This window comes from Azospirillum agricola (assembly GCF_017876095.1).
GTDB classification, from domain to species: Bacteria; Pseudomonadota; Alphaproteobacteria; order Azospirillales; family Azospirillaceae; genus Azospirillum; species Azospirillum agricola.
In genome coordinates this window covers 170,625-196,105 of the sequence record NZ_JAGINM010000003.1, presented here as the reverse complement: position 1 = coordinate 196,105, position 25,481 = coordinate 170,625, and the positions used below count along the sequence as shown (strand labels likewise).

The following is a 25,481-nucleotide window of genomic DNA, read 5'->3' as shown; positions in this document are numbered from 1 at the left end:
CCGCCCCGGCAAGCGCCGGCGGCCCTCAGCGCCCCGGCCGCTTGGCCGGACGGGCCAGCAGCGACCGGCCGAACCGTTCCAGCGTGGCGCGCAGCTCCTCGTCCTCGACCGCCGCCAGCGTCGTGGTGACGGAGATCTCCTCGTCCATCGTCAGCGCGCGCTGGCGCAGCATCGGCGAGGGGGCGGCGGGCAGCGCGGCGTGGATCAGCTTGATCCTCGCCACCGCGCGGTAGCCGAAGAAGCTGTTGATGCGCTCGATGATCTGCGGCTCCAGGTGCTGAAGCTCCAGCGCGATGGCGCCCATCGCGCGGATGTGCAGGGTCGCCTCCTCGCGCTTGCCGCGCGGGAAGCTCAGCTTGTCGGGGGCCGTGCGCAGCGAGAGCTGCGGACCGACGATGGCCGGCCAGTCGGTGATCAGCGCGCCGAAGGCCAGCCCGCGCTTGCCCAGCACCTTGCCCGCCACCTCCGGCACCGTCTGTCCGATGCGCCGTGGTCCGCTCATTCGCTGCCGATGCTCCTCTGGCGTGCCCGCGCCGTTCCTGCCGGGTCATGTGGGGTGGCCGCACCGTAGCGCAAGCGGGGGCGCTTTCCCAGCGCCGGCCGACCGGGACCAAGCGCCGGAGCGGCGAACGCATTTGCCACGGATTTCACGGAACATGCCTCCAGACGGAGCGCCGGCGATCCGTCGGCCCGAAAAAAGACATCCGTGAAATCCGCAAAATCCGTGTTGAAGCAAGCCCACCGTCGCAACCTCTCCCCGTAGAGCGAACGCCTTCGCCCTTCTCCCGACGCCGCGAGGGCTCTATCTATTCCCCCCATGATCCGTGATTCCGCCGAGGCCGCCGCGCGGCTCCTGTCCTGGTACGACCGTCACCGCCGCGACCTGCCCTGGCGCGCCAAGCCCGGCGAGACCGCCGATCCCTACCGGGTCTGGCTGTCGGAGATCATGCTCCAGCAGACCACGGTGCCGGCCGCCGCCCCCTATTTCCGCAATTTCACCGAACGCTGGCCGACGGTGCGCGACCTCGCCGACGCCCCGCTCGACGATCTGCTGGTCGCCTGGGCCGGGCTCGGCTACTACGCGCGGGCGCGCAACCTGCACAAATGCGCGCAAGCCGTGGTCGAACGCCACGGCGGCGTCTTTCCGGAGAGCGAGGCGGTTCTCCTGGAGCTTCCCGGCATCGGCGCCTACACCGCCGCGGCGGTCAGTTCCATCGCCTTCGGCCGCAAGGCGACGGTGGTGGACGGCAACGTCGAGCGCGTCGTCGCCCGCATCTTCGCGGTCGAGACGCCGATGCCCAACGCCAAGCCAACGCTGCGCCGGCTGACCGCCACCCTGACGCCCGACGAGCGGCCCGGCGACTTCGCCCAGGCGATGATGGATCTCGGCGCCACCGTCTGCACCCCGCGCAAGCCCAAATGCATGCTCTGCCCCTGGGCCGGGCTGTGCGACGCGCGGGCCGCCGGCATCGCCGAGACTCTGCCGCGCAAGGCGGCCAAGGCCGACAAGCCGACCCGGCGCGGCGTCGCCTACTGGCTGCTGAACCCCGACGGCGCCGTGCTGCTGCGCCGCCGGGCCGAGGACGGGCTGCTCGGCGGCATGACCGAGGTGCCCTCGACGGGCTGGGGGCCGGAGGCGCCGGACGAGGCGGCGGTGTCGGCGGAACAGCCGCTGCCCGCCCCCTGGCGCCGGCTGCCGGGGGTGGTCCGCCACACTTTCAGCCATTTTCACCTGGAACTTGGGGTGGTCGCCGCCCAGGCCGGCGAAGGCTGGAGGGCGGCCGGCGGGCTGTGGGTGCCCATCGACCGGCTGGGCGATCAGGCCCTGCCGTCGGTGATGGTCAAGGTGGTCCGCCACGCGCTGTCCAACGCCTAGAGTCCGTCTCCGTCTCCGGGGTGTCCATGCCGCGCGTCCTGCTTGCCGTCCTCGCCGCCCTCGCCCTCATGGCCGGCCCCGCCGCCGCCGAACCGAAACCGGACCCGAAGCCGGCATCCGGGGCCGGCGTCGCGCTGGTGCTGGCGCTCGACGGCTCGGCCTCGATCACCCAGGGCGACCTGGAATTCCAGCTCCAGGGCCACGCCGCCGCCTTCCGCGACCCGTCGGTGGCCGACGCGCTGTCGGCCGGCGGGGCGCTGGTGACGCTGACCGCCTATTCCGGCCCGCACAGCCTGAAGGTGCTGATCCCCTGGACGCTGCTGAAGACCCCCGAGGACGCCCGGCGCTTCGCCGACCGCATCGACGCCACCCCGCGCGGCTTCCAGGGCGACTCGACCGCCATCGGCAGCGCCATCGAGGAGGCGGCCAAGCTGTTCGCCCAAGGCGGCGATGGCGGCGGCAACGCACCCCGCCGCGTCATCGACCTCGTGTCCAACGGCTTCTCCAACAGCGGCCTCGACCCGGCGACGGCGCGCGACCGCGTGACGAGGCGCGGCGTCATCGTCAACGGGCTGGCGATCCTCGACGAATTCCCCTGGCTGGAGGAGTATTTCGAGGAGCACGTCATCGGCGGCCCCGGCAGCTTCGCGAAATCGGCGATGGACCGCGCCAGCTTCATCGAGGCGTTGCGGCAGAAGCTGATCCTTGAAATGGTGTCGCTGCCCGACCACCTGCCCCGGCAGGGCACGGGCACCCCATAAGAAGAACCGGGCCGAGAGGAGCAAGCAAGCGTGGAACGGGCGGATTTCCTGGTGATCGGAGCCGGCATGGCCGGCGCGTCGGCGGCCTATGAACTGGCCGCCCATGGCCGGGTGACGGTGCTGGAGCGCGAGTCGCAGCCGGGCTATCATTCGACCGGCCGCTCGGCGGCGCTCTACACCCAGACCTACGGGCATCGCACCGTCCGCGCCATGACGGTGGCGAGCTGGGACTTCTACACGGCGCCCCCCGCCGGCTTCGCCGACCATCCGCTGCTGACGCCGCGCGGCGTGCTGCTGATCGGCCGCGCCGACCAGACCGACCTGCTGGAGAAGGAGTTCGCCGACGGCCGCAGCCTGACTCCCTCGGTCGAGCGCTTCGACCGCGAACGCACGCTGGCGATGGCCCCCTTCCTGCGCCCCGACTATGCCGTCGGCGCGGTGTGGGAGCCCGACGCGCGCGACATCGACGTCCACGCCCTTCATCAAGGCTATCTGCGCGGGCTGAAGGCGCGCGGCGGCCGAATCGTCACCGACGCCGGAGTGTCGGGGCTGGCCCGGCGCGACGGGCTGTGGGTGGTCGACACGCCGGCTGGCGGCTTTGCGGCGCCGGTGCTGGTCAACGCGGCCGGCGCCTGGGCCGACGCGCTGGCGGAACTGGCCGGGGTGCGGCCGATCGGGCTGGTGCCGAAACGGCGGACCGCCATCACCTTCGATCCGGTCTTCGCCGATCCCGCCGACAAGACCGGGCTGGACAGCTGGCCGATGGTCTGCGACGTCGGCGAGCGCTTCTACGTGAAGCCCGACGCCGGGCGCCTGCTCGCCTCCCCCGCCGACGAGACCCCGGTGGCGCCATGCGACGTCCAGCCGGAGGAGATCGACATCGCCGAAACCGTCGACCGGCTGGAACAAGCGTCGCGTTTCCGCGTTCACCGACTCGCGCACAGCTGGGCGGGCCTGCGCAGCTTCGTCGCCGACCGGGTGCCGGTGGTGGGCTTCGACGGTCAGGCCGAAGGCTTCTTCTGGCTGGCCGGCCAGGGCGGCTACGGCATCCAGACCGCACCCGCCATGGGCCGCACGGCGGCGGCGCTCGCCACCGGCGGCGGTTTGCCGCCCGACGTCCGGGCGCTGGGCGTGACCGAGCGGGATTTGTCGCCGTCCCGCCTGCGCTAGCCTGCGCCATGTGGCGACGCGGGTGCCGAAAGGACGGGTGCCGAAAGGGAGGGTCGTCATGTCGATGCGTCATCTGCTGCGCTGGGGCTTCGTCGTCGGCACCCTGGCGGCCTGCGCCAACCCGGCCGCCGACCAGGCGCTGATGGCGCAGACCGCGCTGGTCGGCATGCCGAAGGCCACGCTGCTCTCCTGCGCCGGCGTTCCCGACCGGCAGGCGACGGTCGACAACCGCGAGTTCTTCACCTACCGCAGCGTCCGCATCGCTTCCTACCCCAGTCCGGGCGTCGGGTTGTACGGGACCGGCTGGGGACCGCATTACGGTTATGGCTGGGGCTGGCCGGCCTATGGATCGGAAGTCTACAGCTTCGACTGCGACGCAACCTTCAGTTTGCGCAACGGTGTGGTGGAGCGCGTGACTTACGGCGGATCGTCGGGTGGCGCCACACGACTTGGCCAATGCTACGCCATCATCCAGAACTGTCTGGCGCAGGCGCCATCCGTTTCGGCGCCCTCAAACCCTTGATTTGATTGTCTATGCGACAACTCGTCACTGTTGCAGAGCTGCTGCAACGGGGCGGGATCGGTTGTGCTCTGCCCCGACACCCATAGTAGCCCCACGGCGAGTCTGGTAATACCTCCATCGGCTGATGCCACAAATCAGAAACAACGCATTTCGCCTGGAGCACTCCCCATGAGCATCCTGTCGCGCGCCGCCGCCGCCCTGCTGGCGACTTCGGCTCTGGTCGCCATCTCTTCCCCGTCGCTCGCTCAGGATTTCAAGGGCAAGTCGGCCGGCGACATCGTCGTCCGTGCGCGCGGCCTCGCCGTGATCCCGCAGGAGAAGGGCAGGCTGAACGCCCCGGCGCTCAACGCCGACATCGGCGACGCCAAGATCGGCAACGACTACATCCCGGAAGTCGACTTCACCTACTTCTTCACCGAGAACATCGCGGCCGAGCTGATCGCCGGCACCAGCCGTCATCGCGTCAAGGGCAACATCCTGCCCGCGCTCGGCGGCAGCGTCGAAGCCGGCAAGGTGTCCCTGCTGCCGCCGACCCTGACGGTGCAGTACCACTTCCTGCCGAAGGAGCGCATCAGCCCCTACGTCGGCGCCGGCCTGAACTACACCCTGTTCTACAACAAGAAGGCCGCCAACAGCGTCAACTCGGCCGGCCTCGCCGTGATCGACACCGACTATGAGAACCGCTTCGGCTGGGCCCTCCAGGCCGGTGTCGACGTTGCCATCGCCGGCAACTGGTCGCTGAACTTCGACGTCAAGAAGATCTTCCTGAAGACCGATTGGAAGGCCAAGACCAACCTCGGCGTCGACGTGAACTCCAAGGTCACGATCGATCCGTGGCTGATCGGCATCGGCGTCGGCTACCGCTTCTAAGCGATCCGCCCCGCCGGGTTGAGAAAGACGGGCCGGCTACCCCTTTCGGGGTGGCCGGCCCTTCCTTTTGTGCGGCTTCCCTTGCAACACGGCTTCGACGGACCATGGTCTCTCAATGGGAAACCGGAGGGAGGCCCCACCCTATGCACGTCGCCGCCGTCTTGAAGCGCAAGGGCCATCGCATCGTGTCCGCCACACCGGCCGACACCGTCGGCGCCATCGCGCAGCTGCTGACCGAGCATCGGATCGGCGCCGTCCTGGTCGTCGAGCCGGATGGCCACCCGGCCGGCATCCTGTCGGAGCGCGACATCGTGCGCGCCATCGCCCGCGACGGCGCCGCCGCCCTGTCGCGCCCGGCCGCCGATCTGATGACGCGGGAACTGATCACCGGCCAGCCGACCGACACCGTGGCCGACCTGATGGCGGTGATGACCGACCGCCGCGTCCGCCACATCCCGATCCTGGAGGATGGCCGGATCGTCGGCGTCATCAGCATCGGCGACGTGGTGAAGGCCCGCATCGACGACGCCGAGCTCGAGGTCGAGTCGCTGCGCGGCTTCGTCGCGGGAATCGGCTGAACGGCGGCCCCGCGCGCATGAAAACGGCACCGCCCGTCCCCTGAAGCGGGACAGGCGGCGCCGTTTCCTATTCAAAGGCAGGGTGTCGTCAGAGGATCGGGCCGTTCCATGGTCCCTTGGACGGACTCCGATGGAAAGGCCGCCGCTCCGTCAGGCCGAGTGCGACTGCGGGAAGGCCATCGCCGCCTGGGTGCGGTTGCGCACGCCCAGCGACTTGAAGATCGCGGTCATGTGGATCTTCACGGTGCCTTCCGACAGCCCCAGTTCATGGGCGATCTGCTTGTTCGACTTGCCCTCGCGCAGCCGGTCGAGAACCTCGCGCTGGCGCTGGGTGAGGAGCTGCTCCAGCTGCGGGTCGGCCGGCGGCACGACCACGCGGGCTTCCGGTTCCGCGCCCTCGCGCAGCACCGTCGCCGGCACATAGACGCCGCCCGAGAAGATCAGGTCGAGCGCGCTCAGCATGATCTTCACGCTGGAGGATTTCGGGATGTAGCCGGCGGCGCCGTTCTCCAGCGCCTCGCGCACGTCGCTGTGCGCCTCCGACGCCGACACCACGACCACCTTGGCGCCCGGCTGCTTCTCCCGCAGCGCCTCGATGCCGCTGAAGCCGGGCCAGCCCGGCATGCGCAGGTCGGTCAGGACAAGGTCATAGGCCTCGCCCGCTCCCGCCAGCGCCAGAAGCTCGTCGAAGTTGCTCGCTTCCCCGAAGGTCGCGCCCTCCTTCAGCTGCTCCAGCAGCCGGCGCAGACCTTCCCGGAACAGCACATGATCGTCACCGATCAGGATCTTCATCGATCAAACTCCCGCACACACACTTGCAACTCTTTGAAGGCAGGCTCTTCACGTCAGGCAACGGCCACAAAAAGAGCGAAGAACTGCTCGACCCGCCTATTCATAAAATCCAAAGGATATAGCAGGCCCAGGCCGAACGTAATGCCTAATCAGATGTAACACGCCCCGTCAGTTATCCACAACCAGAAATTAACTTTTGTCACATGCCTAACCCATTGGCAAAAAGGCAACCCGCCGAAGCCTGTCCCATGGCACAAAAGTGTCACCACCATTCTAGAACTTATGCCAAAAGGGGCAACCGCTTATTTTCCATACCATTCGGAAGCCAAACAAAAAGCCGCCTCCGGCGCGCTGGCGCCGGAGGCGGTGGAAGGAAACGCATCCCTGGAAACCGTAAGGAGACCGGCGGTCAGAAGGCCGCTTCGTCCATCTCCATCAGCGGGGCGGCGCCCGCCGTGATGGTGATGAACAGCGCGTTCACCTGCGGCAGCAGCTTGGTCATGTAGAAGCGCGCGGTCTTGATCTTGGCCTCCAGGAAAGCGGCGTTGCCCTCGCCGGCGGCCAGCTTCGCCTTGGCCTTCCGCACCATGGTCAGCCACATCCAGCCGAGCGCCACCAGACCGAACAGGCGCAGGTAGTCGGTCGCCGCCGCCCCCGCTTCTTCCGGATCCTTCAGCCCCTTCTGGGCGATCAGCGCGGTGGCCTGCTGGAGCTTGGCGAAGCCCTTGGCCAGCGGCAGCACGAACTCGCCCAGCTCGTCGTCCTCCATGGCCGCCTCGATGTCGCGGCCGACCGGGTGGAAGAAGTGGCGCAGCAGCCGGCCCATGTCCTGCGGCAGCTTGCGCCCGACGAGGTCGAGCGCCTGGATGCCGTTGGTGCCCTCGTAGATCTGGCAGATGCGGGCGTCGCGGACATACTGCTCGACTCCGGTCTCCCAGATGAAGCCGTGGCCGCCATGCACCTGCACCGCGATGTTGCCGGCCTCGAAGCCGATGTCGGTGAACAGCGCCTTGGCGATCGGCGTCATCAGCTGCACGAACTCGTCGGCGTCGCGGCGGGTGCGGGCGTCGGCGTGCTTCTCGGCGACGTCGAGCTTGTAGGCCACCAGGGCGCCGAGAGCGCGCGCACCCTCGGTGTAGGCGCGGGCGGTCAGCAGGTTCCTGCGCACGTCCGGGTGGACGATGATCGGGTCGGCCGGCTTATCCGGCGCCTTCACCCCCGACAGCGAACGGCCCTGGAGCCGCTCGCGGGCGTAGTTGACGGCGTTCTGGTAGCTGACCTCGGCCAGCCCCAGCCCCTGGATGCCCACGGCCAGACGGGCCGCGTTCATCATCACGAACATGGCGCGCATGCCCTTGTGCGGCTCGCCGACCAGCCAGCCGGTGGCGTCCTCGAAGTTCATGACGCAGGTCGAGGAGGCCTTGATGCCCATCTTGTGCTCGATGGAGCCGCAGGCGACGCCGTTGCGCTCGCCCGGCGTGCCGTCGTCCTTGGGCATGAACTTCGGCACCAGGAACAGGCTGATGCCGCGCGTCCCGGCCGGGGCGTCGGGCAGGCGGGCCAGCACCAGATGCAGGATGTTCTCGGTCAGGTCATGCTCGCCGGCCGAGATGAAGATCTTGGTGCCGGTGATCTTGTAGGAGCCGTCCTCCGCCGGCACCGCCCTGGTGCGGATGATGCCGAGGTCGGTGCCGCAATGCGGCTCGGTCAGGCACATGGTGCCCGACCAGGTGCCGTCGACCAGACGCGGCAGGAAGCGCGCCTTCAGCTCGTCCGAGCCGTACATCGCCAGCGCGTTGTAGGCGCCGAGCGACAGGCCGGGGTACATGCCGAAGCTGAGGTTGGCGGAGCAGATGAACTCCTCCAGCATGGTGTTGACCAGCTTCGGCAGCCCCTGCCCGCCATAGGCCGGGTCGCAGGCCAGCCCTTGCCAGCCGGCCTCGATGTAGGTGGTGTAGGCCTCCTTGAAGCCCTTCGGCGTGCGAACGACGCCGTTCTCGAAATGGCAGCCCTCGCCGTCGCCCGACTGGTTCAGGGGGAACAGCACCTCCTCGCAGAGCTTGGCACCCTCTTCCAGCACCTGGCCCACCAGCTCGGGGGTGGCGTCGGCGTAGCCCGGCAGCGCCGCCAGATTGTCCAGCCCGACGATTTCATCGAGGACGAAGCGCACGTCCTCAAGCGGAGCCTTGTAGATCGGCATCTCTCAATCCCCCCTCAATTCCGCAGCGGCTTGCCGGTGGTCAGCATGTGCTCGACCCGGTCGATGGTGCCGTTGGTCCGCACCAGATCCATGAACGCCTTGCGCTCCAGCTCCAGCAGCTCGTCCTCGCCGAGCGGCTTGGAGGCGTCGGCGTCGGGACCGCCGCTCAGGATTTCGGCCAGCGCGGCGCAGACCACCTTGTCGTGCGTCGTCACCTTGCCCTGGAGGGCGAAGCCCTCGACCGCCAGTTCCAAAGCGGCGCGCGCGGTCGGACCGGGCAACACGAAGCTGTCCTTCTCCGGCGGCGTGTAGGTCTCCGCCAGTTGCAGCGCCTTGGCCTTGGCGTCGGCCAGCAGGCGGTCGCGATTCATGGTGATGCCGTCGGTGGCGCGGAAATACAGCAGCTCCTTGGCCTCGGCCGCCGACTTGGCGACGGTGGCGGTGCTGATGATCTCGAACGCCTTGGCGACGGGGGGCATCGGCCCGCGCGGCGCCTTGGGGTTCTTCGCGTGGCGGGCCAGCATCTCGGTGCAGCCGCCCCAGGCCGGGATTAGCCCGACGCCGACCTCGACGAGGCCGACATAGGTCTCGGCGTGGGCCTGGACATGGTCGGAATGCAGCAGGATCTCGCAGCCGCCGCCGAGCGCCATGCCGCTGGGCGCCGCCACCACCGGGAAGGGGGCGTAGCGCAGCGCGCGGTAGGTGCGCTGGCCGGCCTCCACCATCTCCTCGATCTGCGGCCACAGGCCGATGTTCAGCGCGAACAGGGCGAGGCCCAGATTGGCGCCGACCGAGAAGTTGTCGGACTCGTTGTGGATGACCAGCGCCTTCCAGGCCCCGCTCTTGCCGTCGCCGATCAGCTTCATGGCCTTGCCGTAGGCGGCCATGATGTCGCCGTCCAGCGCGTTCATCTTGCTGGTGAACTCGAAGCACAGCACGCCGTCGCCGATGTCCCACAGGCTGGCGGAGGCGTTCTTCCACACCGGCTTGCCGGCGGCGCGCTTGACGTCGGCCAGCAGCAGCACGCCGTCCGGGCGCACCACGGTGTCGTAGACGCCCGCCGTCGTCAGGTGCTGGAGCTTGCCGCCCTCGACCCGGTAGAAGGGCCGGCCGGCGGCGGTCTCGACCAGCGCCGGAACCGGGATGCCCTCGGCCTTGCACAGCTCGGCGAACCAGCCGGTGCCGAGGCGGTCGATCAACTCGAACGGCCCCTGCTTCCAGGCGTAGCCGAGCCGCATGCCCTCGTCGACCGCGACGATGCTGTCGGCGATCTCCGGCACGAGGCTGGCGGCGTAGGCCAGCGTCTGCGCCAGCACGCGGCGGGCGAACTGGCCACCCTTGTCGGGGTGCTCGCACAGCTTGCGCAGGTCGCGTCCGGCGGACGACACGCTCTCCAGCCGGGCCTTCTCCGACGGGGCGTAGTCGCCAGTGCGCAAGTTCACCGATTCCTTGACCTTGCCGCCGCCGGCCTTGTTGATGCGGTAGAAGCCGCCCTTGCCCTTGCGGCCGGTGTAGCCCTCGGCGATCATCCTGGTGATGACGGCGTGCTCGCGCATCACGCCACGGTAGGCGTCGTTGGCCGGCAGGGTCGCCAGCATGCTCTTGGCGATGTGCGGCATCAGGTCGAGCCCGACCAGATCCATCAGGCCGAAGATGCCGGTCTTGGGAATGCCCATCGGACGGCCGCCGACGGCGTCCGCCTCCTCCACCGTCAGGCCGAGATCGATGGCGGCGTTGACCGCCGCCTGGATCCACAGCACGCCGATGCGGTTGGCGATGAAGCCCGGCGTGTCCTTGCAGTGGACGACGCCCTTGCCGAGCCGGCGGTCGCCGACGTCGGCGATCGCCGCCAGCGCGTCGGCGCGGGTCTGCGGCCCGCCGACGATCTCCAGCAGCCGCATGTAGCGCGGCGGGTTGAAGAAGTGGGTGATCAGGAAGTCCTGCTTGAAGCGGTCGCTCTGCCCCTCGGTCAGCACGCCGAGCGGGATGGTCGAGGTGTTGGAGGACACCACCGAGCCTTCCTTGCGGACGGGATCGATGCGCCTGTAGAGGTCGGCCTTGATCGCCGGATTCTCGATGATCGCCTCGACGATCCAATCCACATCGGCCAGCAGGTTGAGGTCGTCCTCGAGGTTGCCGGTGGTGATGAGCTTGGCGTTCCTCGGATGCATGAAGGGGGCCGGGTCGGTCTTCAGCATCTTCGCCACCGCGCCCTTGGCGATGGCGCTGCGGTCGCCCTCCTTGGCCGGGATGTCGAGCAGGACGACGGGGATGCCGGCGTTGGCGAAATGGGCGGCGATGCCGGCACCCATCACACCGGCGCCGATGACGGCGGCGCGTTCGATCTTCATGGTCGTTGTCTCCTCCCTATGCCGCCGTCAGACCGCTTCCAGGATGGTGGCGATGCCCTGGCCGCCGCCGATGCACTGGGTGGCCAGCGCGAACTGCTTGCCCTCGCGCTTCAGCAGCGCCGCCGCCTTGCCGGTGATGCGGGCGCCGGTGGCCCCCAGCGGGTGGCCGAGCGCCAGCGCGCCGCCGTCGAGGTTGATCGTCGCCGGGTCGATGTCGAGGTCGCGCATGCAGGCGATCGCCTGGGACGAGAAGGCCTCGTTGATCTCGATGAGGTCGATGTCGTTGATCGACAGGCCGGCGCGGGCCAGCGCCTTGCGGGTCGCCGGGACCGGGCCGAGCCCCATCAGCTCCGGCTCGCAGCCGGCCACCGCGATGGAGCGGATCTTCGCCAGGATCGGCAGGCCGTTGGCGCGGGCGTATTCCTCCGTCGTCACCAGCACGGCCGAGGCGCCGTCGGTCAGCGGCGAGGAGGTGCCGGCGGTGACCGAGCCGTCGGCGGTGAAGGCCGGCTTCAGGCCGCTCAAGCCTTCGACGGTGGTGCCGGGGCGGATGCAGCCGTCGCGTTCGACCAGACCGGCCGGGGTCTGGATGCCGACGATCTCATCGGACAGACGGCCGGTGGATTGCGCCTCGGCGGCCTTGGCGTGGGAGGTGACGGCCAGCGCCTCCTGGTCGGCACGGGCAATGCCGTACTTGCGGGCGACGTTCTCGGCGGTGACGCCCATCGAGCAGTAGGCTTCCGGATAGGCGTCCTTCAGGGCCGGGTTCGGCATCGGGTTGAAGCCCATGATCGGCACGCGGGTCATCGATTCGACGCCGCCGCAGACGAAGACCTCGCCGGCGCCCATCTGGATGGCGCCCGCCGCCTGGTGGATCGCCTGCATCGACGAGCCGCAATAGCGGTTCACCGTGGTGGCGGCGGCGGTCAGCGGCAGCTTGGCCAGGAAGGAGACGGTGCGGGCGACGTTCAGCCCCTGCTCGCCCTCGGGGAAGGAGCAGCCGACGACGACGTCCTCGACATCCTTCGGGTTCAGGCCGGTGCGCTCGACCAGCGCCGCGATGACGCGGGCCAGCAGGTCGTCGGGGCGGACCTTGGTCAGCTCGCCCTTGTGGGCGAAGGCGAAGGGCGAACGGGCGTAGCCTGCGATGACGACCGACTTCATGAGTGCTTCTCCTCCATGGGATGCGTCTCCGTGGTGCCTTGGCGGCTCAGATGCTCGGAGATCTGGGTGTCGAGGGTGCGCAACTCCAGCAGAGTCTGCTGGACGTCCTGGAGCTGCCGCTCCAGCGCCTGGATGCGGCCCTGGGCAAGCGCCTGCGCGTAGCGCATCTGCTCGACCTGGGCGTCGTCGGCGTCGTAGAGGGTCAGGAAATCCTTGATCTCGGCGAGGCTGAAGCCGAGCCGCTTGCCGCGGCAGATCAGCGCCAGCCGGGCACGGTCGCGATGGGCGTAGACACGGGCCTGGCCGTCGCGCGCCGGCGCCAGCAGCCCCTCCTCCTCGTAATGGCGGATGGTGCGGTGGGTCAGCCCGAACTCCTCGGCCAGCTCGCCGATCGAGCGGCAGCGGTCGTCCGCCCCCCGTCCCGTCGCTCCGCCGCCGATCTCCATCCGCATCGCGCCCCGCCCCTCGCCTCACGTTTACGTAAAGGTAAAGTGACTCCCGTATGCTGTCAACGCTCTTGTTGAGTCCACCAACCAGTTCCCACCCCTGCCTTCCGCCCGGCGGCCGAACCGTTCCCCCGGCCGAGCGGGTGCGGCGCGCCCGCGCAGTGACAGGATGCCGCGCCCGCGCGCGCGACGTGCCTATGGCAGGCTCGTCCGCGTGGGCGGCACAACCGGGTCAACGTTCAAATAGGGATCGGGACCGCCCGCTCACAGCGGAGTTGGGACAGGGGAACGGAGACAACCCATGTCATCGCGCGCCATCGTGTCTTTGGGCGTCTGGATTCTCGCCATGGTGCTGGTCGGCACGCTGACGGTGGGAGTGGCGCTGGCCTTCTACGTCGCGCTGACCGCGCTCTGCGCGCTGGTGGCGGTGGCGCTGAGCGTCCTGTCGCACCGGCGCGCCGTCCGGCGCGAGCTGGGCGATCCGGACGACGAGGAGGGGACCGGGACGGCCACCCGCCGCCCGTCCCCGCCTTCATCCCCGCTGGGCTTTACTCGCCCAGCACCCGCAGCCGCGACGGCGCCGTTCGGGCCGACAGGTGGGGGCGCTGGAGATCCTCGACGGTAGCGCCCGGCAGGGCGAAGTCGCCCGGCGTCACCGCCCGCACCAGATAGACCAGCCGGAAGCGCGGCGTCTGCTTGGGCAGGTCGACGGCGGCGAGGAAGCGGTCGTCGCGGAACTCGACATGCGACGCCGCCGACAATTCGCCCAGCCAGGACAGGTTGCCGAGCTGGCCGCTGTTGGCGAGCCGGACATTCTCGATCTCGAATCCGGCCGGCAGCGGGTCGTTGACCAGCACCGCATGGTCGAGCGGATCCTTGGCCTCGCCCTCCAGGATCACCACCAGCAGGTCGTTCTGGCGCACCCCGGCGAGATCGACCGGCCGGCCGGCCATGTCGAAGACGCGGCGGGCGATGGTCATCCCCTGCTCGTCGGCCCCCGCCGGCTGCTCGGGCACGCCGACCACCGAGACGGTCTGCCGCACCTCGCCCCCGGCGTTCCGCACCGCCGGCACGGCCGCCGGATCGATGCGCTGGAACAGCGGCTTGGCGTTCTCCACCGTCTGGTCGCCAACCACCAGCTTCATCGGCTGGGCGCGGTCGATCAGCGCCTTGGCGGCCTGCAACAGCCACGCCTGCTCCTGCGGGTTGGTGGTGCGGACGGCGGCGAAGGTCTTGGCGACCCGGTCGGCGGCCTGGAACAGCCGGTCGCGCTCCACCGCCCGGCTCTCCGCCATCAGGGCGACGACCCCGGCCTCGTCGCGCAGGGACGAGCCGTGGTCGCGCAAGCTGGCGGAGACCATGCGGGCGCCGCTCAGCTTGGCGAATGCCTCGGTGGCGCGGGGAGCGTCGCCGAGCAGCGCCGTCGCGGCGGCGATCTGGGCGCGGCCGAAATCGGTCTGCAAGCGGTCCCAGTAGGTCTCCTGGAAATAGCGCACCGCCCCGGCGTCGGTCATCTTCGCCCGCGCCAGAACATAGAGCGCGTAGGCGCGGCCCGGCAGGTCGGCGGTCTCGACCCAGGCGTTGTCGATGGCCTGCTTCAGCCAGTCGAGCCCCTTGCGGTAGGGCTGGTCGGGCACGCGGTAGCCGGCGGCCTTGGCGCGGCCCAGCACGTCGACCGCGTAGGCGGTCAACCAGGGATCGAGGTCGCCGCGCGGCGACCATGCGGCGAAGGCGCCGTCCAGACGCTGGAAGGTCAGCAGCCGGTCGATGCCGCGCTGGACGCGGGCCTTGATGCGGTCCTCGGGGGCGATGCCCAGCGTCGCGGCGACGTCGCTCATCGACAGCAGCGGCAGAATGCGGCTGGCGGTCTGCTCCGCACCACCCACCCCGGCGCGGTCGAGCGCGAGGAGCAGGCCCGGAACGTCGAGGTCGGGCAGCGGCGCCACCAGCGCGCCCACCGCCACCGTCTCCGGCCGCAGCCCGGCGGTGGCGTCGGCGGGAAGCGTCAGGCTCTTGTCGGTGGCCAAGGCGGCGAAGCTGTGGCGCGACACCGACGCCGCGGCCGGGCGCACCGTCACGTCCCAGCGGCGGGTGACGCGCAAGCCCCCCGGACCGGTGACGTCGAGCGTGACGTGCCCGGCGCCGACGGACGAGGCGGTCAGCACCCGCCCGGCGGCGGCCCGCTTGCCGCGCGCGAGGTTCGGCACCTCCAGCGTGCCGTTGTCGAGCGCCACCGCCCCCCCGGCGGTCAGTTCCGCCCGGTAGTCGCCGGCCGGACCGTTGAGGTTGTCCAGCGTCACCAGCACCTGCGCCGAGTCGCCGGGCGCCAGGAAGCGCGGCAGCACGGCGTCGGCCAGCAGCGGGTCGCGGACCAGCACGTTGGCGTCGGCGCGGCCGAGCTTGCCGCCGCTCCACGCCACCGCCATCAGCCGCAGGCGGCCCTGGAAGTCGGGCAGCTCGAAGGGAACCGACAGCTTGCCGTCGGCGCCGACCGGCAGGATGCCGGAGAACAGCGAAACCACCCGCTCCGACTTGGGCGGCACCAGCCCGGCGATCTGGCGCAGGCGGGGAGCCGCCGGGCCGCGCGGGCGGGCGGAGTCCAGCCCGGCCGGGTCGATCAGGCGGCCGTAGGAATCGCGCAGTTCGGCGGCGAGCCGGCGCTTGCCGAGGTAATGCGCCGCCGGATCGGGGGAGGGCTGGTCGGTCAGCTGCAACACCGACTCGTCGACCGCCGCCAGCGTCACGAAGGCCGGCTGGCCCGCCGCGACGCCCTCGACCGTCACCTCGGCCGTCAGGTTGCGGCGCGGTTCGCTCTCGGCCGGGGCGGCCAGACGGACGCCCAGCGTGCGCGGGGCCGGGTCCATCGCCAGCCAGGACAGGCCGACGGCGCGGCGCGGCGGCCCCTTGGCCGAGGCCGGATCCTGCGGATCGGGGGTCGAGAAGGCGGTCGCCAGCACATAGGCGCCGCCGGTCCAGCCGGAATCGACCGGAATTTCGAAGAAGGCGCCCTCCGGCCCGATCTCGCGGGTGACCGCGTGCTTCACCGCGCGGTCGGCGACGGCGACCAGCACCTGGCTGCGGTAGGGCGGCTTGACATGGACCCAGGCGGTCTCGCCGCCGGTGTGGGCCGGCATCATCACGGTGACGTCGACCTGATCGGGGCGGTCGCCCGCCGTCGGCGTCATCCACCAGCCGGCGGCGAAGCGCAGGCTGCTCGCCACGCCGGTCTTGGAATCGAACACCTCCAGCCGGTAGCGGCCGGCGGCGACCGGCGCCTCGACCGAACCGGGGGCGGCGGCCTGGAGCGCCAGCGTGCCGCCGGTCACCCGCTGGTCGCGCACCGTGACCTTGTAGTCCCAGCGGCCGTTCGCCTCGAACCAGGCGTAATCGTACTCCTCCTCGAACAGGTCGTAGGAGAGGTCGGCGCGGTCGACCGGCTTGCCGTCGGGGCCGACGGCGATCACGTCGAACCCGGCGGTCGCCCCCTCCGGCACGCCGTCGCCCTCGAAGCGCGGCTTGATGCCGATGGCGAAGGGCTGGTGGCGCACCGGCAGCACGAGGTCGCGGCCGACCGGACGCCCGCCGATGTCGAACAGGGTGGCGCGCACCACCGCCTCCAGCGGACGGGTGCTGTCCGGCGGCTTGGGCAGGTTGATCGCCAGCGTCGCCGACCCGGCGGCGTCGGTGATGAAGCCCGGCAGCTCGCTGCGCACCGGCTTCACCTCCTCCTGGGCGAGGCCGAAGCGGTAGCCCGGCAGCTCCGGATAGGGATTGCCGGCGGCGCGCAGCGTGACCGCCAGCTCGCCCGGCAGCCCGGCGGCGGGGGCGCCGTAGAGGTAATGCCCGTCCAGCGACAGGGTGGCGGCGCCCTCGGTCGTCATTTCCCGCGTCGGCGAGGCAAGCGTGACGTCGATGCGCGGCGGGACGAAATCCTCAAGCAGGAACTCGGCGCGGCCGAGCACCGGCCCCAGACCGGAGGAACCGGACGCCCCGCTCTCCCCCTCGGCGTGGGCGGTGACGCTCCAGGTGCCGGGATAGGCGTTCATCGGCAGGTCGATGCGGGTGGCGTAGCCGCCGGCCCCGGCGTCGGTCAGGCTGCGGCGCTCGGCCTCGAAGCCGTCGGGGCGCAGGATGCGCAGGGTCAGCGGCTTCGCGGCGGCCGGCGGGTTGACGTCGGCGTCGCGCAGCAGCGCCGTCACCTGGACGGCCTCGCCGGGACGGTAGATGCCGCGCTCGGTGTAGAGGAAGGCGTCGGGCTGCCCCGGCGCCGGGCGGGCGGCGGCGGCGGCGGGCTGCCCGGAAGGCGGAGCGCCGGGCGGCTGGCCGGCGGCCGGCGGGCCGCCGGGAGACTGGTCGGCCGGGCCCGGTCCGCCGGCGGTCAGGTCGAGCACGCCGAAATCGCCGGCGCCGCGCGCGGCGAACAGCGCCTGCACCGGCTCGGTCCCGGCGGCGCGCAACGCGGCGACGTCGAAGCGGCCGAGCCCGTCCGGACCGGTCTGCACCTTGCCCAGCTCGGCGCCGTTGCGGGCGACCAGGCGCAGCTCGACCCCGGCGGCGGGGGCCGCCGTCTGGACGGAACGGGCGAAGACGACCAGCGAATCCTCGCCGAGGATGGTGTTGAGGCCGAGGTCGGAGACGACGAACCACTGCGTCGCCTTCTGCTCCCAGCCGCCCGGCTTGATCTCGTCGGCGCCGGCCACGGCGACGTAGACGCCCGGCTCCAGCTTGCCCAGCACCCCGTCGATCGGGAAGGCGGTGGTGACGGCCTTGTTGGGCTGGTTGCCGATCCCCATCTCGCCGCGCCACACCTCCTGGCCGGAACGGTCGAGGATCTCGCCGATGTCGTAATCGGTCATCTGCTGGGTGATGCGGCCGAAATAGATCTTCTCGACCAGCGCCCGGTCGGCGATGCGCAGCACCTGGAGCTTCGCGCGGTCGAGGTTGATCGAGCGCAGCGGCAACCCCTCGCCGCCGACGCGCGGCAGGATGTAGCCGGCGCCGCGGAAGGCCAGCGACGGCTTGCGGTTGGGCACCTCGACGTCGCGGGCGTCGGCGGCCGGCAGCCGCTTGCCGTCGGCGCCGGGCAGCCCGTCGCGCAGCGTGACGCGGTATTTCTGCCCGTGCTGGAGCCCCTCGACGCACAGCGTGCGGTCGCGCGCCACGGCGGCGCCCTCGACGGGCGGCTGGACCTCCACGTAATCGCGGAAGCTCACCGCGCGGGAGCGCTCCAGCCGGTCCGTGAAGGTGAAGCAGGCCTGCGGCGCGTCGCGCTCGGCCACCACCTCGACCCCGGCGACGCCGAAGGGCACCGGCTCGGCCGGCGGGTCGGCGGCAAGAACGGCCCCGGTGGACGCGACAAGAACGGCACAGACAGGCGCCAGCGCACGCAGCATACGAGACAAGCCCCAATTCCCCGGAACGGACCGGCGCGGCGCGGAGCGGTTCAGCCCTGGCGTCGGCTCGGACCCTGATCGAAAACCGGCCGGAGTATGCCCAACCCCTTGTCGTTTCGCCATGTCTTTGCAGAGGCGGCCGTCGGGAAAAAGCAGGCGGCCCGAACGCCGGATCCGCCCCGCGCGCCGGCTGGACGCCGCCGCTAGCCGGACGGGCGGTTGAAGGTCAGATAGACCGCCTGGGTCCGGTTGGTGGCGCCGAGCTTCCTCAGGATGTTGCGGACATGGACCTTCACCGTGCTCTCGCGCATGCCGAGTTCGTGGGCGATGATCTTGTTCGCCTTGCCCTCGCGCAGGCAGGACAGCACGGCGATCTGGCGCGGCGTCAGATCGCCCGGCGGCGCCTCATGGCCGGACGGCGCCACCGCCCCGCCGCCCGGCGGAAAGCCCGGCAGCGGGTCCTGCATGAGACGGCCGAGGAAGGCCGGCGGAATGAAGGTTCCGCCATTGCCGACCAGCCGGACCGCCTCCACCACCACCGACAGGCCGAGGTTGGTGGCGATGTAGCCGCGGGCACCCAGCCGGAACAGGGCCAGCGCGTCGGCGGTGTCCTCATACTCGGCCAGCACGATCAGCGGGATGGCGCCGAGCCGCCCCAGCAGCCGCTCCAGCAGCCCACGAATCTCCGGATCGTCGGGCGCGGTGCCGCTCAGGTTGCACAGCACGACGTCGGGCGGCGGCGCCGCGCCGATCACCGCCTCCGCCTCCGCCTCCGTCGCGGCGGTCGCCACATGCAACCCGCCGTCGCACAGGCTGAGGCTCATCGACAGGCTTTCGCGGGTCAGCGGCGTCCCGTCCAGCAGCAGGGCGCGGATCGACCGCGCGCCGGGCCGGACCGGCAGACCGTAGGCCGATCCCTCCGCATGGTTCGCCATGGCCGGGGCGCGGCCGCCGGGCGTGCCGGGCGGCTCGAGGACTCTCCTGTCAGACTGCATGCGGCTCCCCCTCGCTTTCGGAACAGACGGGGTTTGCGTCCGATCACCGCCGCACCGGCAACCCTTCTTCTGGAAGGTTTGGCCGTCGCCGGGCTGGCGCGTGGCGGTTCGCCGCTTCCTGCAAAACCGGAAACACACCGTCATATCCGTAGCCACTATAGATTACGACAATGGCCTTTCCGATGTCTAATATGGGCAAATACACAGGTCATTCCGGAACCTGATCTGGGCAGATGGGAAGAGGGAACAGGGCCCATTGTGGCTATGCCACAGTCATCTCCCTAATCTTCGATTGCGCCCCGACTGCCGAAACGCGGTCCGTTCCCTTAGCGATCACTTGCGGTGGGAGGATACCGCGCTCCGGTTGACAGCGCGCCACGATGTGAACGGCGCGGGAGTGGAGCGTCAACGCATGCACAGGGCCGACTGCGCCGTCGACCATGCGCCGGTGATGGCCGCCTCCGTGAACTGGTGCTGGATGGTGTCCAGGGCGTTCCCCCGGATGCGGCCACTGTCCTTCAGCCCGTCGATGGCGCGGATCAGGGCATCGGCGATCGCCGGCGGCTCGGTTCCCGCCGCCTTGATCATGTTCTCGCCGTCCACCCCGTAATCGCGGATGCCGCCGACGTCCGTCGCCACCACCAGCATGCCCTCCGCCATCGCCTCCAGCACGGCGATGCACAGCCCCTCGCGGACGCTGACCTGGACGTAGATGTCGCTGCTCCGGCGCAGCGGGGCGCAGTCACGGATGAAACCAAGCAGGGTGACGTGGCGTTCGAGGCCCAGTTCATGGATCACCGTCTGCAACCGCCCCCGCTCCTCGCCTTCCCCGGCGATGTCGAGGACGACGCGGTGCCCGCGATCGACCACGAGGCGGATCGCCCGGATCAGGTTCTCCTGGTTCTTCTGGGCGATCAGGCGGCCAGTGGTGAGAATCCGCAGGACTCCGCCGTCCGGCTCGCCACGGCCGGGCCGGCAAGGCTCGTCCTCGCGGCAGCGCAGCACCGTCAGCGGTACGTAGAGCGCCGGGCCGCTCCACCCGGCGCCGTAGGCGCGGCGGATCGACGCCCAGGTTTCGGGGGCGTCGTAGAAGACGGCGTTCACGCGGCCGGCCGTCAGCCGCATCAGCAGGCCGGCGCTGCGCCGGCGATAATCGACGGTGTGCTCGAAGGCGACGACCCGCATCGCCGGAAAGGCCAGCGCGGCGAGGCGCCCGGCGAAGTTCGCCTGCGGCAGCGACAGGAACAGCACGTCGGGCCGACGGTCCATGAGCGCGCCGACCAGCCGGGGAATGGCACGGGCAAGGACGGCGTTGCCGACGTCCTCGTCCTCGTAGAGATACCCGACGCGCGTGCGCCCCAGCGCGGCGCGGAGCCGCTCGCAGGCCCAGCCGGTCCCCTTGCAGAGCGCCAGGACCGACAGGTCGTGCCCCTGGAAGAACCCGTTCTCGACCAGCGTGGCGAGCCCGTGCTCGGCGCCGCCGTCGGCATAGGAGTTGATGAGGTACAGGATCTTCATGCTCCACCCCGTTCGCTGAATGCCTGCGGCGCGGGCCCCTCGCCCGCACCCCCAACCCCCGGCCCGCTCCCCTTTCCCGCCACCGCCGGAACGGGACGGGCGAGGCGTCCCGACAGCTTTCTCATCACCTTCCGGCCGAGCACCGGCAGGCTGAACGCGTATTGCTTGCCGTCGATCAGGGTCCGCCCGCCCCAGCGCGACAGCGTGTGCAACCCGTGCCGCGCCGGGCCGGCGGGGTCCGGGCGCAAAACCGCCGCCACCTCCTCCTCGTAGGCGTCCGGCGTGCAGACGCGGATCCGGTTCAGCGCGATGGCCCCGCCATAGGTCAGGCTGCAATCCTGCGCCGGGCGGTACAGGGCCCCGTCATGCCAGAAGGGGGTCCCGGCGGACCGCGCCGACCGCACGTCGATCTTCACCGGAAAGCGGTCGTGACGACGCCAGGGACCGGCCAGCGACTCCGCGTGCAGCAGGCACAGGTTGTTGTAACCGTCGATGTCCACGTCGGTGTAGGCGATCCAATAGCGCCCGCCGAAGACGAAGAAGGCGGGATCGGCGGCGCGGGTGCCGGTCAGCGGGGTGGCGAAGCGGCGCCACCGCCCGGCGGCGCGGTCGTGGCGGAAGAGGGTGACGGCGCGCGTTTCCAGCTGCTCGGGCACGCAGTAGAGCTCGCCGCCCTCCTCGAACAGGCACGGGTAGGACATATGGGCGTCGCAGCCGAAGTCCTGGAGGGCCCCCAGCGCGCCGGAATCGCCGGACACCGCCATCTCGCGGATGACGCCGCGCCCGGTCGCCCAGCTGTAGACCTCGCAATAGAGCCGGTCGTCGGCGCCGGGCAGCCCGAACGGGTCGGCCGCATACCCGCCGAGCCGGCCGACGTCGAGCCACCGGGCGTCGGCCATGCCGGTCTGGGCCAGGGTGGAGCCGATCGGCCGGTCGAGATAACCGATCCTCCACTCCTCCATCAGCAGCTTGTCCTTGTGTTGGTGCCAGACATGGTCGACGAGGCCGCGACCGAGGAAGCGCAGCAAAGCGGCGGCGCCGGGTTCCCGCCGCCCCTCCGCGGGGGCCGGCGGGGCACGGCGCGGGAAGGCGGCGGGAGCCGGGCGGCCGGCGCTCCGGGCGGTGAGCATCGAGCGGGACAGGCCCAGCGCCTCGCGCAGAAAGGCGGCGTAGGAACGCCGCGTCGGCGACAGCGTGATCGAATCGACGATCCCGTCCGCCTCCCCCGGCCCCCGCCGCTCGGCCAGGACGATGGTCGCGACGCTTCCGGCCCGGTACGCCTCCTCCAGGAAGGGGAAACCCCGCGGAAAGGCCCGCCCGTCCATGGTGACGAGGCTCCAGACCGGGACGCCGGGCGGCGGGGTCGCGCGCCGCCCGGCGGTCAGATCGATGACCAGATCGGTGGAGGCCGGCCCGAAATCCGCCAGATCGGACGGCGACAGGGCCGGCCAGGACGGCCGCGCCGCCGCACGCAGGTCGGGAACGGCGCGCGGCAGGGCCCGCGCCGGCAGGGCCGCCCACGGGTCCGGCCGACGCTCCGTCGGAACGGTCTCCATCCGCAGCCCGACGGTCCGCACAGCGGCGACCGTGCGAAGCTCCTCGTCGATGGACCGATGCCAGCGGCGCACGTCGCCGGCATCGGTCACCAGCAGAATCCTGACCGTCATTGGCGCTGAACTCCAAAGAAAACCGGGTGTTCACAAAATGCTCGTCGGCTTCATGGTACTGATGATGAAAACCCGCAAATACCCGGCAATATTCATTACCACCGTTGAGTGGACAATGCGGATCGCCGGAAGTCGAGGCGGGCATCGCCCGCTCATGCGCCGCCCCCGGATTTTCCGGTGCCAGACCCGGATTGACGGGTCCCGCCATCGTCATGACGGACGGGAGCGACCAATCCGGAGGATGGCGACAGAAAATAAATAATTAGAGGATGCATATTTTATCAACTCAAGTGATTAGGCCGAAGTATCGGCAAACAATTGATGGATTTGCCATCATATACACGTGCTATGCTTGGAAGAACGATGGGAGCACGATCCCGATCTGGACACGCCCGACTCGCCATCGACCGAGCCCCGGAGACGGAATCTCCGAGCCACGGGCCGCAAGCTCCTCAGCCAATGACCCGGTAGGCCCCATGATCGACATGGCTTCGTTGGAAAACACCGCGCGGCTCATCGAGCAGACCTCGCGCGCCATCCACGCCGTCGGCCACCGTGAGGGCCTGTTCCCCGCGCAATGGGCGGCGCTCCGCTATTTCCGGCAAGCCCCGGCCGAGGCCCACACCGTCGCCGACCTCGCCCGCTTCCAGCATCTGCAGCGCGGGACGGTGGCGCGGACGGTGCGCGTCCTGATGGAGAAGGGGCTACTGAAGCTGCGGACGGACCGCGACGACGACACCGTCGAGCGGATCGAGATCACCCCCGGCGGGGCGGACGCGCTGCGGCACGATCCGCATCTCGACCTCTTCGCCGCCCTGCGCGACCTGCCGCCCGACCGGATCGAGGGGCTGACCCGCGGGCTCGCCGCTTTCCTCGACCGATTCGAGGCGGTGCGCCGCGACCACCGCTGATGACCACCGCTGATCGCCGGAAGCCGGGCCAGAGGCCATAAGCCGGTCAAATCGCGCCGGTCAGGGCGGTCAGGGCGTCGCCGCCGGCTTCTCCGCCGGGCTCTCCGCCACCGGGCTTTCCGCCGTCGCGGCGGTTCCGCGCGCGTAGACGCGGATGTAGTCGATCGCCAGATCGGCCGGAAACGGGGTGCCGGCGTCCGGGGCCGGCGCCCGCCTGCCATTGGCGACGGCAAGGTTGGCGATCAGGTACATCGGCAGGTCGGGCGACCGGCTGGTCGTCTTGCGCACCAGCCCGTCGACGTACCAGGTGACCCGGTTCGGCTGCCAGTCGACGGCGAAGACGTGCCAGCCGGCGGTCCAGTCGGGCAGGAGGACGGTGGACGCGCTCTCCCCCTCCGGGCCGTGCAGGGTCAGGTGGATGCGGGTCCGGTCGTCGCCGTAGAACTCCATGACGTCGATTTCCGGCGGCCACTGCTCGTTCCGCGGCCAGGTCCAGAAGGCCGGCCAGAATCCGCGGCCCGCCGGCAGCTTCATGCGGGCCTCCATGTAACCGTAGCGGAAGGAGAAGGACGGCTTGCTGGTGATCATGCCGGAGGTGAAGGCGAAGCGGCGACCGCCGAGCGGATCCGCCGTCTCCTCGCGCCGGGCGACCAGGCGGAGCAGGCCGTCGCCGACGGCGATGTTCTCCGGCCGGTACCATTGCGCCTCGCCGTTGTCCCAGTTGGAGCGCGCCATCCCGCCGGGCCGGTCGTAGGCGGTGGCCCAGCGGGCGTCGTCGAGCCGGTCGCCGTCGAACTCGTCGGCGAAGACCAGCCGCCAGGGGGCCTGCCCCGGCCGGGTTTCCGGCAGGGCCGCCGCCGGTCCCGCCGGCGGCGACGCCGACAGGCCGATGGCCAGCGCCGCCAGGGTCGCCACCCGCCTCATTCCGCCACCGGCCGGCGCAGCAGCCGCGCCTGCAAGGATTTCAGCGCCAGGAAGGCGTCGGGATGGCGCGTCCGCAGGGCGGTCTTCGCGTTGACGCACAGGGTGAAGCCGCAGGCGTGCAGCCGTCCGCGCGCGGTCAGCGCCGCGCCGTGCGCGTGGAGCGCCATCGTCTCCTCGGTCCAGTCGAGCTTGTAGCGCTCGCCGCCGATGGTGAAGTCGAAGACCGCCAGCTTGCGGTCGCAGGCCCAGCGGATCAGGTTGAGCAGCAACAGCCGCCCCGGCGAGAAGCGCGCGAAGCGGTCGCCGTCGAAGGCGGGCATCAGCCAATAGAAGCGGTCGCCGGCCACCATGCCGACATGCACGGCGACGGGCTCGCCGTCCACCGTCAGGGCGCAGACATGGCCGCGCCCGCCCTCGCCGCAATCGGCGGCCAGCGCATGGTAGAAGGCGGCGCAGGCCGGGTTGCGGAAGATGTCCTCGGCCCCGGTGTCCCGGTAGCGGCGCGACTTCTGCGCGATCATCGCCTCGACGAGCGGCCGGGCCTCGGCCGGGTCGCGGACGATGCGGAACTCGACCGCTCCCTGCCGGGAGAGCCGCCGCTGCTTGGCGCGGGAATCCGCCATCAGCCCGTGGGAACGCCGCTTGAGGAAATCGTCGTACCCTCCGTTCAGCGGTGCCTGATAGCTCATGTCCTGCGGGCTGCTGGGAAGTTGGAGCAGCGGATTGGGCAGGCCGCCGATCCGCTCGGGCATCTTCTCCAGCCGGACGACGTCGACCGGTCCGGCCGCCGCGCCGATGGCGGCGAGGATGCGGCGCCACAGATCCGGGAATCCGCCGCGCGACAGCCTCCAGGCGACGTCGGCGCGGATCAGCGGAGCGTTGTAGTCGGTGACCCCGAAATCGAGAAAGCGCAGGGTGGCGACGCCATGCGTCCGGCGCAGCATGAGCGGCAGGATCAGGGCCGGCGCCTCCCCGCCCTTCCCATCCGCATCGGTGACCAGCGTGATGACCGGGCGGACCGATGGGTCGCGGCCGATGGTGTCCAGCAGTGCCGCCACCCAGAAGACGCTCTGGAAGGCGTAGCCGTCCGACCGCGCCTCCAGCCATTCCCAGCGCTCACGCAGCGGCTCGCACGCGTCGAAGCAGCGGATGCGGACCGCGCCCGCCCAGGCGGCCTCACCAGTGGCCTCACCAGCGGCGGCGGCGGCCGCCGCGCCCTCCGCCGCCAGCCCCAGGGCCGCCGTTCGTCCCGTCGACGAGGCTTTGAAACCAAGCATGCCACCCCCCTGCCAAGTTCGGTCCGCGGTTGGGTTCTCAAGTCCGGAGTCCAAGGCGCTCGACG

Annotated in this window: 20 protein-coding genes; 8 read left to right on the top strand and 12 right to left on the bottom strand. The window is 70.5% G+C overall.

Features of this window, described 5'->3' with window-relative positions:
- Positions 1–25: 25 nt before the first annotated feature.
- Positions 26–502: a DUF721 domain-containing protein gene (locus J2847_RS05265; RefSeq protein ID WP_085554287.1), complete on the bottom strand. Its 477-nt coding sequence runs from the start codon at positions 500–502 to the stop codon at positions 26–28.
- Between the two features lie 315 nt (positions 503–817).
- Between J2847_RS05265 and mutY the strand changes: the two genes are divergently transcribed.
- The 6 genes from mutY to J2847_RS05235 all read left to right on the top strand — a co-directional run bounded on the left by mutY (position 818) and on the right by J2847_RS05235 (position 5,778).
- Positions 818–1,876 (top strand): A/G-specific adenine glycosylase, encoded by a 1,059-nt coding sequence (mutY, locus tag J2847_RS05260; RefSeq protein ID WP_209777686.1) that lies wholly within the window; start codon positions 818–820, stop codon positions 1,874–1,876.
- A gap of 26 nt (positions 1,877–1,902) precedes the next feature.
- Positions 1,903–2,637: a DUF1194 domain-containing protein gene (locus J2847_RS05255; protein ID WP_233474299.1), complete on the top strand. Its 735-nt coding sequence runs from the start codon at positions 1,903–1,905 to the stop codon at positions 2,635–2,637.
- 30 nt (positions 2,638–2,667) lie between these two features.
- Positions 2,668–3,807, top strand: a complete 1,140-nt coding sequence (locus tag J2847_RS05250) for an NAD(P)/FAD-dependent oxidoreductase (protein WP_209777684.1) — start codon at positions 2,668–2,670, stop codon at positions 3,805–3,807.
- A 58-nt stretch (positions 3,808–3,865) separates the two neighbouring features.
- On the top strand, positions 3,866–4,330 hold the full coding sequence (locus tag J2847_RS05245; protein ID WP_209777682.1) for a hypothetical protein: 465 nt from the start codon (positions 3,866–3,868) through the stop codon (positions 4,328–4,330).
- A 168-nt stretch (positions 4,331–4,498) separates the two neighbouring features.
- Complete coding sequence (locus J2847_RS05240) at positions 4,499–5,200, top strand: OmpW/AlkL family protein (protein WP_209777681.1); 702 nt, start codon at positions 4,499–4,501, stop codon at positions 5,198–5,200.
- A 143-nt stretch (positions 5,201–5,343) separates the two neighbouring features.
- A complete protein-coding gene (locus J2847_RS05235; RefSeq protein WP_209777679.1) occupies positions 5,344–5,778 on the top strand; it encodes a CBS domain-containing protein in 435 nt (144 codons plus the stop codon).
- 150 nt (positions 5,779–5,928) lie between these two features.
- Here J2847_RS05235 and J2847_RS05230 read toward each other — a convergent pair whose 3' ends face one another.
- The 5 genes from J2847_RS05230 to J2847_RS05210 form a co-directional block, all read right to left on the bottom strand.
- The gene (locus tag J2847_RS05230) at positions 5,929–6,570 is read right to left on the bottom strand and encodes a response regulator (RefSeq protein ID WP_209777678.1); all 642 of its coding nucleotides are present in this window, start codon (positions 6,568–6,570) and stop codon (positions 5,929–5,931) included.
- A 409-nt stretch (positions 6,571–6,979) separates the two neighbouring features.
- Positions 6,980–8,770: an acyl-CoA dehydrogenase C-terminal domain-containing protein gene (locus J2847_RS05225; protein WP_209777677.1), complete on the bottom strand. Its 1,791-nt coding sequence runs from the start codon at positions 8,768–8,770 to the stop codon at positions 6,980–6,982.
- A gap of 14 nt (positions 8,771–8,784) precedes the next feature.
- Positions 8,785–11,121, bottom strand: a complete 2,337-nt coding sequence (locus J2847_RS05220) for a 3-hydroxyacyl-CoA dehydrogenase/enoyl-CoA hydratase family protein (protein WP_209777675.1) — start codon at positions 11,119–11,121, stop codon at positions 8,785–8,787.
- Between the two features lie 27 nt (positions 11,122–11,148).
- The gene (locus tag J2847_RS05215; RefSeq protein WP_209777673.1) at positions 11,149–12,285 is read right to left on the bottom strand and encodes a thiolase family protein; all 1,137 of its coding nucleotides are present in this window, start codon (positions 12,283–12,285) and stop codon (positions 11,149–11,151) included.
- Positions 12,282–12,737 (bottom strand): MerR family transcriptional regulator, encoded by a 456-nt coding sequence (locus tag J2847_RS05210; protein WP_209777672.1) that lies wholly within the window; start codon positions 12,735–12,737, stop codon positions 12,282–12,284. The genes J2847_RS05215 and J2847_RS05210 overlap by 4 nt, the downstream gene beginning before the upstream one ends.
- 295 nt (positions 12,738–13,032) lie before the next feature.
- Between J2847_RS05210 and J2847_RS05205 the strand changes: the two genes are divergently transcribed.
- Positions 13,033–13,356 (top strand): hypothetical protein, encoded by a 324-nt coding sequence (locus J2847_RS05205; RefSeq protein ID WP_209777670.1) that lies wholly within the window; start codon positions 13,033–13,035, stop codon positions 13,354–13,356.
- Here J2847_RS05205 and J2847_RS05200 read toward each other — a convergent pair.
- From J2847_RS05200 to J2847_RS05185, 4 genes are all read right to left on the bottom strand, one after another.
- Positions 13,280–18,124 carry an alpha-2-macroglobulin family protein gene (locus J2847_RS05200; protein WP_209778027.1) on the bottom strand — a complete coding sequence of 1,615 codons (4,845 nt, stop codon included), beginning with the start codon at positions 18,122–18,124 and terminating at the stop codon, positions 13,280–13,282. The genes J2847_RS05205 and J2847_RS05200 overlap by 77 nt on opposite strands.
- A 203-nt stretch (positions 18,125–18,327) precedes the next feature.
- The gene (locus J2847_RS05195; RefSeq protein ID WP_209777669.1) at positions 18,328–19,119 is read right to left on the bottom strand and encodes a response regulator transcription factor; all 792 of its coding nucleotides are present in this window, start codon (positions 19,117–19,119) and stop codon (positions 18,328–18,330) included.
- 405 nt (positions 19,120–19,524) lie between these two features.
- Positions 19,525–20,637, bottom strand: a complete 1,113-nt coding sequence (locus tag J2847_RS05190; RefSeq protein ID WP_209777667.1) for a glycosyltransferase — start codon at positions 20,635–20,637, stop codon at positions 19,525–19,527.
- Complete coding sequence (locus J2847_RS05185) at positions 20,634–22,304, bottom strand: glucosamine inositolphosphorylceramide transferase family protein (protein WP_209777665.1); 1,671 nt, start codon at positions 22,302–22,304, stop codon at positions 20,634–20,636. The genes J2847_RS05190 and J2847_RS05185 overlap by 4 nt, the downstream gene beginning before the upstream one ends.
- A 476-nt stretch (positions 22,305–22,780) precedes the next feature.
- Here J2847_RS05185 and J2847_RS05180 point away from each other — a divergent pair, with 476 nt between their 5' ends.
- A complete protein-coding gene (locus tag J2847_RS05180; RefSeq protein ID WP_209777663.1) occupies positions 22,781–23,215 on the top strand; it encodes a MarR family winged helix-turn-helix transcriptional regulator in 435 nt (144 codons plus the stop codon).
- 69 nt (positions 23,216–23,284) lie between these two features.
- On the opposite strand, the gene J2847_RS05175 is transcribed toward J2847_RS05180, so the two are convergent.
- Together J2847_RS05175 and J2847_RS05170 are read right to left on the bottom strand one after the other, a co-directional pair.
- On the bottom strand, positions 23,285–24,130 hold the full coding sequence (locus J2847_RS05175; RefSeq protein WP_209777661.1) for a glycoside hydrolase family 16 protein: 846 nt from the start codon (positions 24,128–24,130) through the stop codon (positions 23,285–23,287).
- A 5-nt stretch (positions 24,131–24,135) separates the two neighbouring features.
- Positions 24,136–25,416 (bottom strand): GNAT family N-acetyltransferase, encoded by a 1,281-nt coding sequence (locus J2847_RS05170; RefSeq protein ID WP_209777660.1) that lies wholly within the window; start codon positions 25,414–25,416, stop codon positions 24,136–24,138.
- Positions 25,417–25,481 lie beyond the last annotated feature (65 nt).

Excerpts from the sequence above, each read along its gene's own strand:
- J2847_RS05245 (WP_209777682.1), top strand. The coding sequence starts at position 3,866 with ATGTCGATGCGTCATCTGCTGCGCTGGGGCTTCGTCGTCGGCACCCTG.
- J2847_RS05200 (WP_209778027.1), bottom strand. The coding sequence starts at position 18,124 with ATGCTGCGTGCGCTGGCGCCTGTCTGTGCCGTTCTTGTCGCGTCCACC.
- J2847_RS05170 (WP_209777660.1), bottom strand. The coding sequence starts at position 25,416 with ATGCTTGGTTTCAAAGCCTCGTCGACGGGACGAACGGCGGCCCTGGGG.
- J2847_RS05220 (WP_209777675.1), bottom strand. The coding sequence starts at position 11,121 with ATGAAGATCGAACGCGCCGCCGTCATCGGCGCCGGTGTGATGGGTGCC.
- J2847_RS05205 (WP_209777670.1), top strand. The coding sequence starts at position 13,033 with ATGTCATCGCGCGCCATCGTGTCTTTGGGCGTCTGGATTCTCGCCATG.
- J2847_RS05215 (WP_209777673.1), bottom strand. The coding sequence starts at position 12,285 with ATGAAGTCGGTCGTCATCGCAGGCTACGCCCGTTCGCCCTTCGCCTTC.
- J2847_RS05225 (WP_209777677.1), bottom strand. The coding sequence starts at position 8,770 with ATGCCGATCTACAAGGCTCCGCTTGAGGACGTGCGCTTCGTCCTCGAT.
- mutY (WP_209777686.1), top strand. The coding sequence starts at position 818 with ATGATCCGTGATTCCGCCGAGGCCGCCGCGCGGCTCCTGTCCTGGTAC.
- J2847_RS05235 (WP_209777679.1), top strand. The coding sequence starts at position 5,344 with ATGCACGTCGCCGCCGTCTTGAAGCGCAAGGGCCATCGCATCGTGTCC.
- J2847_RS05255 (WP_233474299.1), top strand. The coding sequence starts at position 1,903 with ATGCCGCGCGTCCTGCTTGCCGTCCTCGCCGCCCTCGCCCTCATGGCC.
- J2847_RS05210 (WP_209777672.1), bottom strand. The coding sequence starts at position 12,737 with ATGCGGATGGAGATCGGCGGCGGAGCGACGGGACGGGGGGCGGACGAC.
- J2847_RS05230 (WP_209777678.1), bottom strand. The coding sequence starts at position 6,570 with ATGAAGATCCTGATCGGTGACGATCATGTGCTGTTCCGGGAAGGTCTG.
- J2847_RS05180 (WP_209777663.1), top strand. The coding sequence starts at position 22,781 with ATGATCGACATGGCTTCGTTGGAAAACACCGCGCGGCTCATCGAGCAG.
- J2847_RS05185 (WP_209777665.1), bottom strand. The coding sequence starts at position 22,304 with ATGACGGTCAGGATTCTGCTGGTGACCGATGCCGGCGACGTGCGCCGC.
- J2847_RS05240 (WP_209777681.1), top strand. The coding sequence starts at position 4,499 with ATGAGCATCCTGTCGCGCGCCGCCGCCGCCCTGCTGGCGACTTCGGCT.
- J2847_RS05265 (WP_085554287.1), bottom strand. The coding sequence starts at position 502 with ATGAGCGGACCACGGCGCATCGGACAGACGGTGCCGGAGGTGGCGGGC.
- J2847_RS05195 (WP_209777669.1), bottom strand. The coding sequence starts at position 19,119 with ATGCAGTCTGACAGGAGAGTCCTCGAGCCGCCCGGCACGCCCGGCGGC.
- J2847_RS05190 (WP_209777667.1), bottom strand. The coding sequence starts at position 20,637 with ATGAAGATCCTGTACCTCATCAACTCCTATGCCGACGGCGGCGCCGAG.